General features: G+C 44.0%; 17 protein-coding genes. 4 read left to right on the forward strand and 13 right to left on the reverse strand.

The features are described from left to right. Positions 1 to 127: 127 nt before the first annotated feature. The 9 genes from map to DMO16_RS07635 form a co-directional block, all read right to left on the reverse strand. Positions 128 to 874, reverse strand: a complete 747-nt coding sequence (gene map, locus DMO16_RS07595; protein ID WP_061968828.1) for a type I methionyl aminopeptidase — start codon at positions 872 to 874, stop codon at positions 128 to 130. A 117-nt stretch (positions 875 to 991) separates the two neighbouring features. Further along, positions 992 to 1,594 (reverse strand): TVP38/TMEM64 family protein, encoded by a 603-nt coding sequence (locus DMO16_RS07600; RefSeq protein WP_061968826.1) that lies wholly within the window; start codon positions 1,592 to 1,594, stop codon positions 992 to 994. A 194-nt stretch (positions 1,595 to 1,788) separates the two neighbouring features. After that, a complete protein-coding gene (locus DMO16_RS07605; RefSeq protein ID WP_129476455.1) occupies positions 1,789 to 2,247 on the reverse strand; it encodes a pyridoxamine 5'-phosphate oxidase family protein in 459 nt (152 codons plus the stop codon). Positions 2,248 to 2,262: 15 nt separating this feature from the next. Next, positions 2,263 to 3,246 carry a 3,4-dihydroxyphenylacetate 2,3-dioxygenase gene (gene hpaD, locus DMO16_RS07610; protein ID WP_129476458.1) on the reverse strand — a complete coding sequence of 328 codons (984 nt, stop codon included), beginning with the start codon at positions 3,244 to 3,246 and terminating at the stop codon, positions 2,263 to 2,265. 11 nt (positions 3,247 to 3,257) lie between these two features. Then, positions 3,258 to 4,733: a 4-hydroxyphenylacetate 3-monooxygenase, oxygenase component gene (hpaB, locus tag DMO16_RS07615; RefSeq protein WP_129476462.1), complete on the reverse strand. Its 1,476-nt coding sequence runs from the start codon at positions 4,731 to 4,733 to the stop codon at positions 3,258 to 3,260. Between the two features lie 25 nt (positions 4,734 to 4,758). After that, positions 4,759 to 6,273: a 5-carboxymethyl-2-hydroxymuconate semialdehyde dehydrogenase gene (gene hpaE, locus DMO16_RS07620; protein WP_129476465.1), complete on the reverse strand. Its 1,515-nt coding sequence runs from the start codon at positions 6,271 to 6,273 to the stop codon at positions 4,759 to 4,761. Beyond that, positions 6,257 to 7,048 carry a fumarylacetoacetate hydrolase family protein gene (locus DMO16_RS07625; protein WP_061968812.1) on the reverse strand — a complete coding sequence of 264 codons (792 nt, stop codon included), beginning with the start codon at positions 7,046 to 7,048 and terminating at the stop codon, positions 6,257 to 6,259. Before DMO16_RS07625 ends, hpaE begins: the two co-directional genes overlap by 17 nt. Then, positions 7,048 to 7,971 (reverse strand): 2,4-dihydroxyhept-2-ene-1,7-dioic acid aldolase, encoded by a 924-nt coding sequence (hpaI, locus tag DMO16_RS07630; protein ID WP_240482275.1) that lies wholly within the window; start codon positions 7,969 to 7,971, stop codon positions 7,048 to 7,050. The genes DMO16_RS07625 and hpaI overlap by 1 nt, the downstream gene beginning before the upstream one ends. 37 nt (positions 7,972 to 8,008) lie before the next feature. Further along, entirely contained in the window at positions 8,009 to 8,710 is a 702-nt protein-coding gene (locus tag DMO16_RS07635) for a GntR family transcriptional regulator (RefSeq protein WP_425590023.1), read from the reverse strand. 243 nt (positions 8,711 to 8,953) lie between these two features. Here DMO16_RS07635 and cspD point away from each other — a divergent pair, with 243 nt between their 5' ends. Beyond that, the gene (gene cspD, locus DMO16_RS07640; RefSeq protein WP_061968810.1) at positions 8,954 to 9,154 is read left to right on the forward strand and encodes a cold-shock protein CspD; all 201 of its coding nucleotides are present in this window, start codon (positions 8,954 to 8,956) and stop codon (positions 9,152 to 9,154) included. 55 nt (positions 9,155 to 9,209) lie between these two features. Here cspD and DMO16_RS07645 read toward each other — a convergent pair whose 3' ends face one another. Together DMO16_RS07645 and DMO16_RS07650 are read right to left on the reverse strand one after the other, a co-directional pair. Then, a complete protein-coding gene (locus tag DMO16_RS07645; RefSeq protein ID WP_129476467.1) occupies positions 9,210 to 10,463 on the reverse strand; it encodes a sensor histidine kinase in 1,254 nt (417 codons plus the stop codon). A gap of 38 nt (positions 10,464 to 10,501) precedes the next feature. Continuing rightward, positions 10,502 to 10,714, reverse strand: coding sequence for a hypothetical protein (locus DMO16_RS07650; protein WP_061968808.1), 213 nt, complete (start codon positions 10,712 to 10,714; stop codon positions 10,502 to 10,504). Positions 10,715 to 11,127: 413 nt separating this feature from the next. Between DMO16_RS07650 and DMO16_RS07655 the strand changes: the two genes are divergently transcribed. Beyond that, positions 11,128 to 11,697, forward strand: coding sequence for a hypothetical protein (locus DMO16_RS07655; protein ID WP_061968806.1), 570 nt, complete (start codon positions 11,128 to 11,130; stop codon positions 11,695 to 11,697). Between the two features lie 223 nt (positions 11,698 to 11,920). Next, entirely contained in the window at positions 11,921 to 12,289 is a 369-nt protein-coding gene (locus DMO16_RS24560) for a hypothetical protein (protein ID WP_206738073.1), read from the forward strand. Positions 12,290 to 12,461: 172 nt separating this feature from the next. On the opposite strand, the gene DMO16_RS07665 is transcribed toward DMO16_RS24560, so the two are convergent. Beyond that, a complete protein-coding gene (locus tag DMO16_RS07665) occupies positions 12,462 to 13,700 on the reverse strand; it encodes an MDR family MFS transporter (protein ID WP_074440458.1) in 1,239 nt (412 codons plus the stop codon). A 517-nt stretch (positions 13,701 to 14,217) separates the two neighbouring features. Further along, positions 14,218 to 14,841 carry a DsbA family oxidoreductase gene (locus tag DMO16_RS07670; protein WP_129476470.1) on the reverse strand — a complete coding sequence of 208 codons (624 nt, stop codon included), beginning with the start codon at positions 14,839 to 14,841 and terminating at the stop codon, positions 14,218 to 14,220. A 208-nt stretch (positions 14,842 to 15,049) separates the two neighbouring features. On the opposite strand from DMO16_RS07670, the gene DMO16_RS07675 reads away from it, so the two are divergent. Then, complete coding sequence (locus DMO16_RS07675) at positions 15,050 to 15,682, forward strand: deoxynucleoside kinase (protein ID WP_164989011.1); 633 nt, start codon at positions 15,050 to 15,052, stop codon at positions 15,680 to 15,682. The last annotated feature ends 81 nt before the right edge of the window (positions 15,683 to 15,763 follow it).

Consider the following 15,763-nt stretch of genomic DNA (forward strand, 5'->3'; position numbering starts at 1 on the left):
CCGTTTTTAGTTTACATAACAAGTGTTTTGGCGCGTAAATGACGAATTTCCGCGGGTATCTGAAAATTAAAATGGCGGGTATTAAGTAAAGACCGGTCCTGAAGTCCCGTTTTTTGCAAGAGCTCATTTACTGTGCTGTCAAAATAAGCGGGCCATCCTTCGTGATCGCCAGGGTATGCTCATATTGTGTGGACAGGGAACCGTCAAACGTCCTTGCTGTCCAGCCGTCATCATCAATTTTCACATAGCGTTTACCGGTGTTTAACATCGGTTCAATCGTCAGCACCATACCCTCTTTTAGCAACGGACCAGTTCCTTTCGGGCCAGCATGAGGGACTTGCGGGTCTTCGTGCATCGAACGGCCAATACCGTGGCCGATAAATTCACGCACTACCGATAACCCCTCGCTTTCCGCATATTGCTGGATTGCATGTGAAATATCGCCGATCCGGTTTCCGATCACTGCCTGCTCAATGCCGAGGTATAAGGATCTCTCTGTGACTTCCAACAGATGCTGTGCTTTTTCCGAAACCTCACCCACTGTGTAGGACCATGCCGAGTCTGCAAGCCATCCATTTAGGTTTACAACCATATCAATCGTTACGATATCTCCCGATTTTAGCTTTTTCTTATTCGGAAAACCGTGGCAAATGACATCATTTACAGATGCACATGTCGCGAACGGATATCCCTGATAGCCCTTTTGCTCGGGAGTGGCTCCATTCTTCTTTAAAAAATGCTCCACAAACGCATCGATTTCGAGCGTTGAAATCCCCGGTTTAATGATTTTTTTGATCTCCTTGTGGCACTCTGCCAAAAGAGTTCCTGCCTCGTTCATTTTTTCAATTTCACGTTTTGACTTATAAATAATCATGTGTTTTCCTTTCCATCCTGCATGATAAGTAGGTTAACTTACTATATTCTTGGTTTCTGCATTTGTTCCCCTGATCGGATGCTTAAAAACAGCGCCAGGCGCAAATCAATGATTGATTTACGCCTGGTGGCTTTGTTTCATTCTTGATTCCACCACCTTGCCTCCAAGCCAGAGAACAAGGATGCCGAATACCGCAAGTCCCAGTTTTAATGGATTTTTTATTACATCCAAAAAGTCATAGCCGATAAAAGATATAATCGCGATCATCACCAGTTTTCCAAGGGTCACCGCAAGCATGAATGTCTTTTGGTTGACTCTTGACAGCCCTGCAATCACATTAATTAAGGCAGAAGGGGTAAACGGAAAACAATAGATGAGAAAAAGAGTTCCAAATCCATGGCGTTCCATCCAACTCAGCAGCTTCGCAATCTTATGATGCCTCGTGACAAAGTGAAGGAATCGCTTTTGTCCGAATTTCCGTACAAGAAAAAAGACGACCAGTGACCCGAGCACTGCTCCCAGCCACGATAAAAGCGCCCCCAGCCAAAACCCATAGGCGGCTGCATTACCAGCTACGATAATGAAAAGCGGCAATACGGGTATGATCGCCTCCAGCAAGGGGAGAAGCACGCCGGGCAAAAAACCTAAATCCCGGTATTGCTCTAAAAAATGCAGAATGTTTTCTTGCGTTAAATACGATTTCCACTCACTCCAATTCATAGCCCGGTCTCCCTTCTTTATAGCATCATAATTTCCATTTCAGCTTATTTTAATCCCATGGCGGATCTCTTTATATGTCGCCAAAATTAGACAGATTTTTAAATAGTTTACCATATTTACGCCATTCGTCCTAGTAACACGTACCTGCAGAGCCGAGTCATCCTCACAAAAAAATCCCCAAAATGGGGATTTTTTCATTCATCCATTAATGCCTTATAAACTTTCAGGTCGAGTTCCTTTGCCTTTTCAGCGTTATAGGTCTTCTCGTATCGGGGTTCCTGAACAATCTTCGCTCCCCAAAACATACTTTCATACACATGCTGGATTTCCACTTCAATCTTTGCCAGTTTAAGAGGTACACCTTTCATCTCCTCTTCCAGTACGGCCGCATTCCCATTGATGGAATAGACGGTTTCAAGCCCTACAACCGTTAAAACAACCTGGGGGTTGGCCTTGATGTTGGCAATGATTCTTGAATTGGTTGTCACCGACAACCGGATTCTTTTTTCGTCACAGCTTTTTACCCAGGAGATGGCCGAAACACCAGGAGCCTTTGAATTGGCTTCCACCGTTCCCAGCAGAACCAGTTTGTCTCCTTGTAAAAACTCAAAAAGCTCACTTGAGAGTTGGGCAGGTACGTCCATTTTCGCCATGTTATTTGCTCCTTATCATGTGACAAAATCAGGCTTTTGCTGTGCCAGTACCGCTTTAGATTGGATAACTGGCTGCCCGGAAGCCGAATCAATAAATTCAGTGGCTTCCGAAAACCAGCTGTCTGGCGCTTTATGGCCCCAAAATGTCTGGCGCCTCGGATCGTTAATATCCCATTTCACCGGCTCAAAATCGGGGTCACATGTCAGATAATCACCGTTATACAGCTCTATGCGATTTCCGTCCGGATCCCGGATGTACAGAAAGAAAGCATTGGAAATCCCATGGCGGCCCGGCCCTCTTTCAATGCAATCCGCATGCCCCATACTCGCCAGAACATCGCAAGCATGAATCAGGCTCAACGGATCAGACAGCCAAAAGCCAATGTGATGCAAACGCGGTCCTTCCCCATTCATAAAGGCAACATCATGGACGGAGGGTTTTCTGTGCAGCCAGGCTGCCCAAATGCTGTCATCTGCAGTCGCAGTGTATTCCGAACAGCGGAAGCCCAGTTCATCATTGTAAAAGGCCACTGTTTTCCCTACATCAGGCACCATGCAGTTTACATGATCGATCCTTTGCATCCGGGCACCTTTATATAAATAGTATTTCTGCAGGCACCGTTCCACCGTTTCCATTCTCGCAAAAAACTCCAATGGTATTCCGTCCGGGTCAGTCGCTTTGAGCGTACGGCCAAGAGCTTTCTGAGCACCCGCTTCTTCCCATTCCGTATGAAGTGTCTTCTTTTTGAAAAGGCTTTCAATTTTCTCCAGGTCATCTTCATGCCAAACCTTGTATCCAATGGAATGAACACCTGGTTTCACCGCTTTTTTTAACACGAGACAATGATGACAATGTTCTTCAAGTCCTCTTAAATAAATGTGCTGGTCATCACTTTCTGTTTCAATAAAGCCAAGAGCATTAACGTAAAAGTCACGCGAGTTATTCAAATCTGTAACATTCATGACGACCCGGGCCACACGAAGAATATTAAAATCCATGACACGCCTCCTTAAATACCGGCATAATTGTGGTCAGACGTTTTCACTCGGTTCAAAAACTCCTGAACCATTTCTTTGTAAGGTTCCTTATTGAACCCATCATAATAAATGTTAGACATTCGCGCCGGGTCACCAAAGAAATAGTATTCATAAAGGGCCTGCCTGCCGCCGAATGAGCTCATGCATACATCCCAGGCGAGGCGGAAAAGCTGGACACGCTCGTAGCCATTGATATTTGCCCCCTGCGTATAACGATGCACAAGTTCTCCGATATCATGTGCCTGAAAATCTGCTTCCGTCGGAATTCCCATCAACCCCGATGCTCCGAGGATACGGACGATCTCCACCATACGCTGATACATCTTCGGGAACCAGTTTCTTGCCGCATTAAGCGGTGCAAAGTCCGGCGTCATGTTCCCATAGGCATCAAGAGAAGCATTTTGCTCGGCCCGGAACAAATGGGATCTCATCGTTTCAAGGATCAGCATTACCTCGGAAGCTTTTTCCTTTACATGAGGGAAAACATCTATACCAATCGCGTCCATAATATTGAGAATGATTCCGAGAACAAATTCTGTTTTAACCGTATTCTTTGCCACCACCTGGTGGGCCATATGCACGATTGCGTTCGTTTCCACATAGGTCCGGTTGCAAATATCGGAACTTCCTCCAACAAAAACGCGCTCCCAGGGAACAAGAACATTATCAAAAACGACGATGGCATCGCTCTCTTCGAACCGCGAGCTTAATGGATGATCCCATTGGTTCCGGCCCTGATCAAAGGATTCACGGCACAGAAATTTCAACCCTTCCGTATTGTTCGGAATAGCAAATGCCATTGCATAAGGATCATCTTCTGAAGCCGCTTTATTGAGAGTAGAAGGAAATACTACGATCTCATCCGTCACACCGCCAAGCGTGGCCAACAGACGGGCACCTTTTACGACAATGCCATCCTTGTTCTTTTCTACGATTCTCGCAGAAAGGTAGGGATCCTTTTGCTCGGACTGCTTTTTCGAGCGGTTGGTTTGTGGATGAATGAGTGTATGAGTAAGACTTACATCATTTTCACGGCAATAATGGTAATAGTTTCGGGCGTTTTCGGCAAACATAGGATCTCCCTGGGCGAAGAAAGAGTCTGCGGTTCCAAACGCCATGACACTCGTATTGAGGTAATCGGGTGTTCTTCCCATCATTCCGCCGGTATAGCGGGCCCACTCTGTGAACATCTCACGCCGTGCGATTAAATCATCCTTTGATTTTGGTGCAATGAAAGACAGGCCCACCTTTTCCCCTGTGGTATCCGAGGTATAGAGCATTTTATCTTCTTTTTTATACTGGAGATCGAACAGGTTTGCGATGGATCGTACAACATTTCGCAAAGCAGGGTGATCAGTTACGTCGCTCACCCGTTTTCCATGAATCCACACATTGTTGTTTGCCGCTTTCAAACCATTTATATATTGTTCTCCCGTGCGTGCAGGCAATGTCGTTCCCTCCTCTTTCTCGTTTTCAGGCCTTTGTATGGGTTGAAGCCGTTTTGTTCTTTTTGCCAAACTGCTGAATGTGATGGTCTCCCACAGCCACATGGACGACCTTCATTTCCGTATAAAATTCAAACGCATAATGGCCGCCCTCTCTCCCGATCCCGGACGCTTTGGAACCGCCAAATGGAATACGGAGATCACGAACATTTTGGGAATTCACCCACAACATGCCCGCTTCCACCGCTCCTGCTACGCGGTGCCCCCTTTTCAGGTCACTGGTCCACACGTAGCCCGCAAGTCCATATTGAACATCGTTGGCAAGCTCAATGACTTGTTCTTCCGTTTGGAATGTCATAACAGTCAGAACTGGGCCGAATATCTCTTCCTGTGCCACCTTCATATCGTTTTTCACATTCAATAACAAGGTGGGTGGAACAAAATTGCCATTGGAGAGATGCTCTGGAATCTGTCCGCTGTAAACTTCACACCCTTCCTGAGAAGCGATGGTTAAGTATCGTTTAACGTTTTCAAAATGGTCTCTGTGAATGAGCGGGCCGACCTCAGTATCCGCGAGAGACGGATCACCCACAATAATATTTCGCACCCGTTCCTTAAGAGCCGCTATAAATCTCTCACTTATGGATTCCTGGACAAACAGCCGAGAATTGGCCGTACACCTCTCCCCGTTAAATGAAAAGATTCCCCATACACAAGCATCCAGTGCGCGGTCAAACTCGCAATCTTCAAAAACAATAATCGGTGATTTGCCGCCAAGCTCCATCGAGTACCGCTTTAATGAATCTGCTCCATTCCGCATAATCTCTGATCCTGTTTTCGTCTCGCCGGTAAATGAGATGAGCTGCACATCCGGATGAGCCACCAATTCGGCTCCGGCCTCTTCCCCAAAACCATGCACAATATTAAAAACCCCTTGTGGAAGACCAGCCTCATGGATGATTTCACCCAATTTATGGGCGGTAAGCGGCGACCATTCCGCCGGCTTGAGCACTACAGTATTTCCCGTTGCCAGGGCAGGAGCAACTTTCCACGTTTCCAGCATAAAAGGCGCATTCCATGGGGTGATCAGGCCGGCAACCCCCACTGGTTTTTGCATGGTGTAGTTAATGAACTCATCGTCAACATGATAAGCCTCGCCCGTCATCCGGTTTTTAACCATTTCCGCATAAAATCTGAAATTATCCGCAGCCCTTCCCACCATTTTTTTTGTTTGAGAGATGGGCAATCCTGTATCCAGCGATTCAAGTTGGGCGACTTGGGCAATATCCCGGTCAATCAAATCCGCAATCTTATAGATGTACTTCAGTCTCTCATTAAGTTTGAATGTGCCCCATTTTCCCTTCTTAAAGGCTGTTTTCGCTGCAGAAACGGCTGCATCGATATCTTCCTTCCTCCCTTGTGAGACCTGATTTAATTCCTCATTGGAATAAGGACTGATATTGGCAAATGTCTCACCGGATAACGACATAACAAACTCTCCATTAATATAATGCGGAACCGGATTCTTAAGATTGCTGCTCATGAACCGCACCTCCTGACGGCGTGTTCCTGCTTCGTCCATCAAGAATCTTATTTTCCAGACTGCCTAGGTAATCAATCTCCAGACGTACCGTGTCCCCCGGATGAACATGAGAGATACCTTTCGGTGTCCCCGTCCAGATCACATCATTTTTTTCAAGCGTCATAAAAGAAGAAATAAATTCAATAAGCTCGGCTATACCATAAATTAAGTCCCTGGTGTTTCCCTGCTGCCGCAATTCACCGTTGACGTACGTGCGCAGCTCAAGGTTATTCACATCAGGAATATCTTCGGCATCCACAAAATACGGTCCGAGCGGTCCAAACGTGTCATGCCCTTTGGCACGGACCGGCGGCCGGTACATGTTATTGACAAAGTCACGCACGGTTACATCATTCGCAATTGTGTAACCGCTTACAAAAGTAAGCGCATCATTCGCTTTAATGTTTCTTCCTTCTTTGCCGATTACCACTGCCAGCTCATTTTCGTAATGCATGTAGGTTGCTCCATCAGGATAGTAAACAGGTGCTTTGTGGCCGACCAAAGAACTGTTCGGCTTGATAAAAAGGACCGGCTCTGCAGGTCTTTCCAAACCGAGTTCATCGGCGTGATCGGCATAGTTCAGTGCCAACCCGATCATTTTATTCGGTATAAATGGAGGCAGCCATGCCTCTGCTTCGTCCATGGCAATCACGCGACCACAGTTCAGCAACAGTCGATCGTCCTGAACCATTGCCGTTCGTTCACGCCCTTCAAAAATAATGCGTGCATGCTTCATTACGATTCACTCCTTACTTGGTTTAACAGTCCGTAACTGTTTAATACAGTGCGTATCTCTTCCTGTATGCTCTTGGCTGGCACATCCATCGGCAGCCTTAGCCTTGGCTTGATTTTCCCCATCATGCCAAGGGCAGCTTTCACCGGCGCCGGATTAGTATCTCTGAACAGAACATCATTCAGTGGCATCAATTCATAATGCAGCTGCATGGCTTCTTCCACGTTCCCGGCTTCCCAGGCATTATAGACCTCGGCGACTTTCCCCGGAAGAACATTGGCAGTTGCGCTGATATAGCCTTTGCCGCCAATGGCCAGCATCGGATAGCACAGCAGCTCAATTCCGGAGAAAAGAAGAAAATCTCTTCCACAGTTTAATAGCACACGATTCACATGTTCAAAATCTTTATTGGATTCCTTTACCCCGATGATATTCGGGCAATCTTCATTCAGCCGGGCCAGTGTTTTTGCTTCCAGATTAACACCTGTTCTTCCCGGGATGTTGTACACGATAAGCGGAATGTCCACGGCCTGGGCCACCGCTTTAAAATGCTTGAACAAGGCGTGCTGGGACGGTTTATTGTAATAAGGGACGATGACCATGGCTGCGTCAGCTCCCATCTCTTGGGCAGCTTTCGTTAAATGAAGTGTCTCAAGGTGGTTGGTTGATCCAGTACCTGGTACAAAAGGCACTCTTCCGGCAACCGCAGAGATTGCCGTTTCCATAACCTGCTCTCTTTCTTCAAGCGTTAAAGAACTTGGCTCCCCCGTGGTCCCCGTAACTGAAATGCCATGGCTTCCACTGTCAATGTGCCAATTGACCAACTCTCTCAACGTTTCGAGATCCAGGCTGTCATCCTCCGTAAAAGGAGTAATCACAGGGGCAATCGATCCCTTTAGTCTTTGCTTTGTTTCTTCAAAGTGAATTTCACTCAACTTCATCTCTCCTTTAACTATTGTCCTTTTATGTGTAATTTCTTAGCTCCCTGTCGTTCTTTTCTTCCAGAAATGCCTGTACGGTGTTCAGCTTATGAGTTCGAACATAAGCTTCAATTTCTGCAAATGGTCTGGCGCCTCTCAGCATATCAATTATTACTTCATGTTCCTCAATCGACTTTTTTGCACGGACCGGTTTCGTCGCTGCTCCCATCTTCCTCACCCGGTCCAAGCGGTTCCAGGTGGATTTAATATTTTCGGTCAAAAAGTGATTATTGCAATATTGATACGTTAAGCTATGGAATTCCCTGTTGCAATTGCCAAACATTAGAAAATCAAAATCATCGAGAGCATCTTTCATTCGGTCGTTAATTGCTGTAAGCTCCTTGATCCTGCCCGCAGGAAAATGCTGTGCTGAGATGGCGGTTGCATAACCTTCGAGCACGGCTAGCACGGAAAGTGTCTCCAGGTATTCTTTTTCGTTAAATGGAGTAACAATCGCTCCACTGTAGGGTCTAAAATGAATCAGACCATCTGCCTCAAGATTTCGAATGGCTTCCCTTACGGGGATAGCACTTGTTTGAAGCTCCCTCGCCAGCTGATCAATGACAATTTTGTATCCGGGTTGATAACGCCCATCGAGGATCCTTGATTTTATGACTTTGTACGCATATTGTTGTTTACTGATTTTGTAATTGTTTTTCATAATAATATGATAATTCAGAATCATATATGATTTCAACCTATTTTTCACTATATCCTATATGATTTGAAATCAAAATTTGTACTGAATAACTGTCTGAATAAAGATTTTAATTTTTCTGACAAAATTTCTTGCTCCTAAAACTTTTCTATGATATAGTAATTCCAACCATTTAGACTTTGATTACATATTCAGTATCTTTGTAGTAAATGTTTGAAAGGTTCTATGGTAATAAAAAGGCACAGGGTGCAAAGTTTTAGGAGGCTAGGAATGCAAACAGGTAAGGTAAAATGGTTCAACGCAGAAAAAGGATTTGGTTTTATTGAAGTTGAAGGCGGAGATGACGTATTTGTACACTTTTCTGCAATTCAATCTGAGGGCTTCAAGACATTAGAAGAAGGCCAGGAAGTTGAATTTGAAATTGTGGATGGCGCTCGCGGACCGCAAGCTGCTAATGTTGTAAAAAGATAAACCCATAAATAAAAGGACCTGCGTAACGCCGGTCCTTTTTTATTTATGTATAGAATTATTCGGGGAAAATAATTTTAAAATGAGTACCTTTGCCCACTTCGCTGGTCGCTTCAATCCGTCCGTTCATTTCTGCTGCCATACGATAGCTGGCCATTAATCCTAAACCAGTACCTGTTGATTTTGTCGAAAAGAACGGGTTTCCCAGCATCCGCAGCTGTTCTCTGCCCATGCCGATCCCTGTGTCCGATATATGTATAATAATCTCCCGGTTCCCTTTCTCTGCTGACAAGGTAACCACCCCGCCTTCAGGTGTAGCTTCGATGGCATTTTTTATGATATTCATCAAGATCTGTTTTAATTTCCCCTGATCTCCGATAACATGAACCTCTTCTTGTCCATTTTGCACCAGCTCCACACCTTTTAATAACGCAAAAGGATACATCACTCCCTTTAAAGAGGACAGTAATTCGGTTATATTCAACCGCTCAATCTTTGACGTATTTGTTTTAACCAGTGATAAATAATCGGAAATAATCGTTTGTGCCCTGTCGATTTCCTCAATCATCATTGTTAAAAATATCTTTTTGTCTTCGGGTATGTATTTTTCTTTTTGAAAAATTTGCATGAAGCCCCTTGCCACCGCCAGCGGATTTCTAACTTCATGTGTTACTGAAGCGGCAAGCTGCCCGACGGAATGAAGCATTTCTGACTGCTGCAACTGAAGGTTCAAAGTGTGTCTGATTCGTTCAATCAGGGAGACAACAGCAATAACCGCACTTGCCTGCAACACCGGGTAAAAGGTATAAACGGCTGTTTTCACTGCATCCCATTTCACTCCTCCGGCGAAATAAAGATAAATATAAAGAAAAATCAGTTTTGTAAGCGTAAGTCCGAATAATATGAATGATACTCTTACAAGTTTTTTCCGGATTGGAAGCCTATGATACGTTTTATACTGAGCGAAAAACACCCACCCGGTCATCAACGCAAAAAAGACGGCAGTCACCAAGCCGTCCCCGCCAAGATAGATCCGGTAAATGATGAGCAATCCTGCCGTCAGGCACCCCGGTACAATTCCACCATATAAAAAACTAATGGTCAGCGGGACATAGCGCAAATCGAAAAATATACCGTTTGCAAAGGGAATTGGGAAACTCATGCATACAAGAAGGACACCTGCATTGATGATATTAAACATAAATAAAGATTTTGGCCGTTTGACATTGGAGTTTTTTGCAAACAATACAAACTGCAAAGCAATAAGCGGAACGAGGATGACCAATAAATTTATGATCAAATGTTCTATCATCTATATATTCCTCCCTCCAGTCCTATTTAGTTATTTCTTCAGGTTTCTCCATTTCCCTTCTCTTTTTTGACAAACTTTGCATATTCATCGGAATCCTTCCTTACTTCATTGTAGCAAAGAATCATAAGCAGAAGACCGCTCACTACAGAAATTAAGTAAAAGCCAAAACTGGCTCCAGGAATAAAATAGAAGCCAAGAAAACAAATAATGGCCATCAACGCCAACAAGTCGAATAACCAGGACTTCAGCATAAAGCCTCTCCCCCACATCATTTTTTAACAGTTTATTCTTCCACTCTATTCCTGTGTTTGTCTTTTATTTATCAGATTGTCTTTGATTAAAATGCATGATTTTTTTTAATATCTCATTCTTATCCTGTTCACTGAACAAGCCCAGATGATGAAGAAAAATGGTATAGTTCTCCACTCTTTTTAACGGGTTAAATTGGCTCCAATTCATTATCTTTGACCTTTCTTTCCTCAGGGAAACTTTTTTTATTATAATAAACATCATATGCAGAGGAAGGAAACGTGGACACACTATTTCTCTATTAAAATATTTTATTAGTCGAATATTAAAGTTTGAAATGTCGAAAATTGTGGAATCGGTTACTAGTATCCTAAAAAAAACAGCATCGAGAATACAATTAAAGGAGCTTTTGCCTGTGAGACCTTATCAATTCTTTGAACTGGAAGGGTACAACAGGAAGCCGTTTCAATCCAAAACAATCGCGCTGTATTCCTGTCAAAGTAATACGTTTGAACGAACGAGGTGGCTGACACTCTTTCAAAGTCGCTTAACGTCTGTTCAGTCATTGATGAACCAATTGTGTTTGGAAATTGAACAGCTGTACAGTGAAACCAGTTGTACCATCATGCTGTTCAACCCGCAGAAGCAATGTTTTTATGTAGGAGCTTCACCTTCCCAATCGGACCGGTACATTCAATCCTTAAATGGAATAACACTCACAGTCAATCAACACGAAAAAAAAAGACTTCCCCCTCCCATCCATACCATCTTGTCGATCAGCAAAGAATTCTGCGATCACTTATTTCTCTCCGAGCTTGCCAGTCATTGTGTCATCCCTTTTTATCATTACGAAACCCAACAACTAATTGGACTATTTGTTGTAAATCTGCCTTGTGAAACCCATTTATCCAATCAGCTGCTTTCTGGTCTTTGTCATCGGACGGCAATTATGAGCCTGGAAATGACACAGGCCGCTGGCCAGTAATGAATGAGCAATTATTCCTTTTTATAACAACAAAAAAAAGCCGTTTCCACGGCTTTTTTTCAGGTACAGACAAAGGATGAAATTCGGTTTGTATCCATGCCAAAGTAATTCCATCTAAAGCCGTTCCACCGGAAGCCTGCGATCGAGCGAAAACCGGCAAATGTCAGCCATGCCCAAAATCCCTGTCCATTGTTTAGCCAGATGTATACATACCGGAACAAACATGGCCGTATGGCACCAGGGTCTACAGCAAATGTCCCCGCTTGCCCGGACAGTGATGCCGGTGATGCTTGCGGTACAAAAGTTGGCGGTGGTCCCGGTGGGTAGCTTCCTCCCTGGCCAGGTGGCGGTCCAGGCGGGAAGCCACCCTGACCCTGCTGCTGACCAGGAGGTGGTCCTGGTGGAAAACCTCCCGGGAATTGCCGGCTTCCCTGGCTCCCTGGAAATTGAAACTGTCTGTTATTCAAAGTCTCATCTCCCTTATGTGTACTACCGTACATCCTATGTCCTCCTGTCCAATGTGTATAGGCAACGGGCTACGTTTGGAAGAAAGTTGGCCGGAGGTTTCGGAGGTTTGTTCACTCTTCAATAAGGGGTAAAGAAGTAAACAAAAGGAGGGATCGCATGTCTCGTATAAAAAGCGGAATAAAAGGTGCAGTTGTTGCCTTTTTAATCAGAGAAGGAAAAAGAAAAGTCCTTCCTTACGTCATAAAAAAAATTAAAAACCGACACAGGTGAAGTGACCCAAAGAGGGTCACTTCTTTTTATGTAGTCCCAAACGTAGAATGGTTGTCGCTGCCCACAGCTTTGTTTTTCACTTTCTGTCCAATCTGAAAAAGGGGCAGTGCCAGAAGAGAAAGAAGGCTCAGGCATCCAAACACATAGAATCCATGCGTAAAACCAAACGACTTAAGCAGCAATCCCCCAATCCAGGGCCCCGCACTGAAACCGATGGAGCGAAACGACATGGCCCCAAAATAGGACCCGCGCATATGATCGGGAGCCAAATCATCCAGAAGGACATCGCTGACCACAAATACGATAATCTCTCCAAGCGTTAAGACTATCATTGAAACAACAAGGAATATCCAATTCGACGAAAGGCCAAACCCTACAAGGGCAAGACTGAAGGCGCCACTTCCAATACGCAGGGCAAACATTGGATCAAATCTCTTTACATAATTCGTAACGGGATACTGAAGCACTAAAACGGTAACGGCATTGGTTACAATAAGGTAGGAAAACAGGGTTACTCCATGGTGGAATAACGGTGAACTTCCCATATATTGTGCAAGCGTGGAATCCATTTGTGCCTGTGCCATGAGCACCACAATATTCCCGAGCAAGAAATACAGCAGTACTTTGTCGCGGCTGATCACATGAGCAGCCATTTTTAAGGTTAGTTTCTTTTCCTGCTGTGGCTGAAGACTGTTTTTATATTTTTTCATTAGAAACATTACCACTAGGGCATATAGAAAATAGACAGCTGCGGTAATAAAAAAAGTCGTCATGGAACTTGAGCTGCCAAGATAGGTTCCCGTAACAGGCCCTAGAGCCGCTCCTGCATTAATCGCAAAGTAACGGGCATTGAACACACTCAACCGGTTTTCCTTTGTGGTCACATCCGCCAGCAATGCCCGGGAAATCGGCTCAAACCATGACCGGCACAATCCGTTTAATGAATTCAAAACGAAAAAACTCCACACCGTATCGGCCACTGCGAAACCAGCGAAGACCGCACTCCATGTAAAGATGGCGATAATCATGACCGGAAAGCGTCCAATCCGGTCGGACAAATAGCCACCGATAAAGCCGCCAAACGTCCCGGTCAACGCGCTGATCCCAATAATCAGGCCGATAGTCTCCGGCTCCATTCCTTTCTCCTTGTGAAGGAAAATAGCCAAAAAAGGCATCGTCATAAAAAAAGCTGCCCTTGAAAAAAAGGTCCCCATTATTATCGTTGTTACTACAGGATGCCAATGGCGAAAAAACTTATTCTTCATTTTCCATACCCCATGTCCCTATTTGTTAACTGCCCTCTCTTTTTAATTTATCATGACTTCCATTCCTTACCTATCTTTTTATTTTCTCTTATAAAGAGTGAAACCTTTTTTACGTATCCCACGTCTAATAGAATGTAACCCCCTTTTTCAAATAGAACATAAAAAAAGCCCCTGACCAGGGTTTTTTTTATGATTTCTCAAAAAAAACATTAGGCTTTTTTTATGTTTGTGAAAAAAAGCACAGGGTTTTTTTTATGTTTGTGAAAAAAGCACAAGGCTTTTTTTATGTTTTTGAAAAAAAGCACAGGGTTTTTTTATGTTTGAGAAAAAAAGCACAGGGTTTTTTTATGTTCTTCAAAAACAGCAAAAAGGGCTTTGATGCTTATCAAAAAAATCACATATTCAACTCTCTCTATTTCAGGTTTGATATATTGTACTCATCCCTATCAACCCCCTTTTTCATCGTAGAATGAAAAAAAGAGCTTTGCAGGCCATACCTGCAAAGCTCTTTTTACGTTTAGTAGCACTCATCGCCTTCACAAAATTGCATCTTTTCGTCTCTGATTCCGCACCGAATGGCTTTTTCGATCGCTTTTTGAGGATAAAGCCCTTTTAACTTTCGGTCACCAATGACCATAGTTGGAGCGGCTGTAATGTTTTCAGTTTTAGCTTCTTCCCGTATTTGGTTCAATTTTCGATCATACTCTTCAGAGTCCAAAACTGCACGAAATGAATCTTGGTCAAGTCCTGATTGTTCTGCAATCTCTGTCAGGATTTGTTTAGAGCCGATATCCCGTCCCTCTTCAAAGAGAGCAGAAAAAACACGTTTTACATAATCTTGGGCTCTGCCTTGTTCTTTTGCATAAATGTACCCTTGAAGGGCTAAATGTGTATACGGTAAGGACGTTTCTTCAGGATGCTTGATTGTGATCCCCAATTCTTTCGCATAGGGGAGAACGGAAGACTTCCAGCTTTCTTTCACATCTTTCCATTCTTTTGTTGGCGAAGGAAATGGGTGCAGTTCCAATGGAACCCACTCTAATTCAACATCCTTGCCTTCCGCGGCCCTCTGAATCACAGATTCCGCAAGATAGCAGTAAGGGCATGTAAAATCAGAGTACACTTTAAGTTTCACAGTCATATGACACACCTTCCTCGCGATAATCGGAAAGGGGTTACCCTGTCCTTATTCATATAATAGCAGAGCTATCTACAGAAATGTACTATTCAGCTTAAGGCAAAAGTGATATATTTAGAAGGTCTTTGCCCATATAGCACTATATATAGATAAAGATAAATATATACATATATACACAGTATCAAACAGGGGGAAAAGTTTAGTGATTTTAATGGCAGGAATGATAGGAACAGGCAAAACTACCTTTGCCGAGCTGATCAGCTCAAGGCTGGGAAGTGAGATATATTATGAAAGTGTGGGAGACAACCCCATTTTGCCTGATTATTATGTGAATCCAAAGCGGTGGGCATTCCCTCTGCAGATCTATTTTTTAAATACCCGTTTTAAAACGATTCGGCAGGCATCAAAAGCACAGGACAATGTGCTTGACCGCAGTCTGTATGAAGACCTGATATTTGCCGAATTGAATCATGAAGCCGGAAATATGAGCAAGCTGGAATTCGAAACGTATAAAGACTTGCTTGAAACGCTTATGCGGGAATGTGCTCCATCACCTGACACGCGCCCTGATCTTTTGATCTATCTGGACAGTGACCTTCCGACCGCTTTATCCCGCATCAAAAACCGCGGACGTGATTATGAACAGGTTGAAAACCACCCTGAGCTTTTCGACTATTATAAGACGTTGCACGGAAAGTATCAGGAATGGATCAAACACTATACAAAAACGCCGGTTTTGATCATAGACAGCACGAAATACGACTTGCATGATCCACAGGATGCCGAGAAGGTCCTCAGTCAGGTTAAGGAAAAACTCCTCTCTCTTGAACCGGTAGCCGTTTAATTGGAACAATGAATAATCAGCTCCTTCTTAAAAAAGACTGGTACTAACAATAAAACGAGGAGCTGACTATTGCTCTGTAGA

It is taken from the genome of Fictibacillus sp. S7 (assembly GCF_004127935.1).
GTDB lineage: Bacteria > Bacillota > Bacilli > Bacillales > Fictibacillaceae > Fictibacillus_C > Fictibacillus_C enclensis.

Coding starts and splice junctions, on each gene's coding strand:
- DMO16_RS07600 (WP_061968826.1), bottom strand. CDS start 1,594: ATGAATTGGAGTGAGTGGAAATCGTATTTAACGCAAGAAAACATTCTG.
- DMO16_RS07625 (WP_061968812.1), bottom strand. CDS start 7,048: ATGAAGCATGCACGCATTATTTTTGAAGGGCGTGAACGAACGGCAATG.
- cspD (WP_061968810.1), top strand. CDS start 8,954: ATGCAAACAGGTAAGGTAAAATGGTTCAACGCAGAAAAAGGATTTGGT.
- hpaD (WP_129476458.1), bottom strand. CDS start 3,246: ATGGATTTTAATATTCTTCGTGTGGCCCGGGTCGTCATGAATGTTACA.
- DMO16_RS07645 (WP_129476467.1), bottom strand. CDS start 10,463: ATGATAGAACATTTGATCATAAATTTATTGGTCATCCTCGTTCCGCTT.
- map (WP_061968828.1), bottom strand. CDS start 874: ATGATTATTTATAAGTCAAAACGTGAAATTGAAAAAATGAACGAGGCA.
- DMO16_RS07675 (WP_164989011.1), top strand. CDS start 15,050: ATGGCAGGAATGATAGGAACAGGCAAAACTACCTTTGCCGAGCTGATC.
- DMO16_RS24560 (WP_206738073.1), top strand. CDS start 11,921: ATGGCCGTATGGCACCAGGGTCTACAGCAAATGTCCCCGCTTGCCCGG.
- DMO16_RS07665 (WP_074440458.1), bottom strand. CDS start 13,700: ATGAAGAATAAGTTTTTTCGCCATTGGCATCCTGTAGTAACAACGATA.
- DMO16_RS07605 (WP_129476455.1), bottom strand. CDS start 2,247: ATGGCGAAAATGGACGTACCTGCCCAACTCTCAAGTGAGCTTTTTGAG.
- DMO16_RS07650 (WP_061968808.1), bottom strand. CDS start 10,714: ATGCTGAAGTCCTGGTTATTCGACTTGTTGGCGTTGATGGCCATTATT.
- DMO16_RS07670 (WP_129476470.1), bottom strand. CDS start 14,841: ATGACTGTGAAACTTAAAGTGTACTCTGATTTTACATGCCCTTACTGC.
- hpaE (WP_129476465.1), bottom strand. CDS start 6,273: ATGAGCAGCAATCTTAAGAATCCGGTTCCGCATTATATTAATGGAGAG.
- DMO16_RS07635 (WP_425590023.1), bottom strand. CDS start 8,710: ATGATTCTGAATTATCATATTATTATGAAAAACAATTACAAAATCAGT.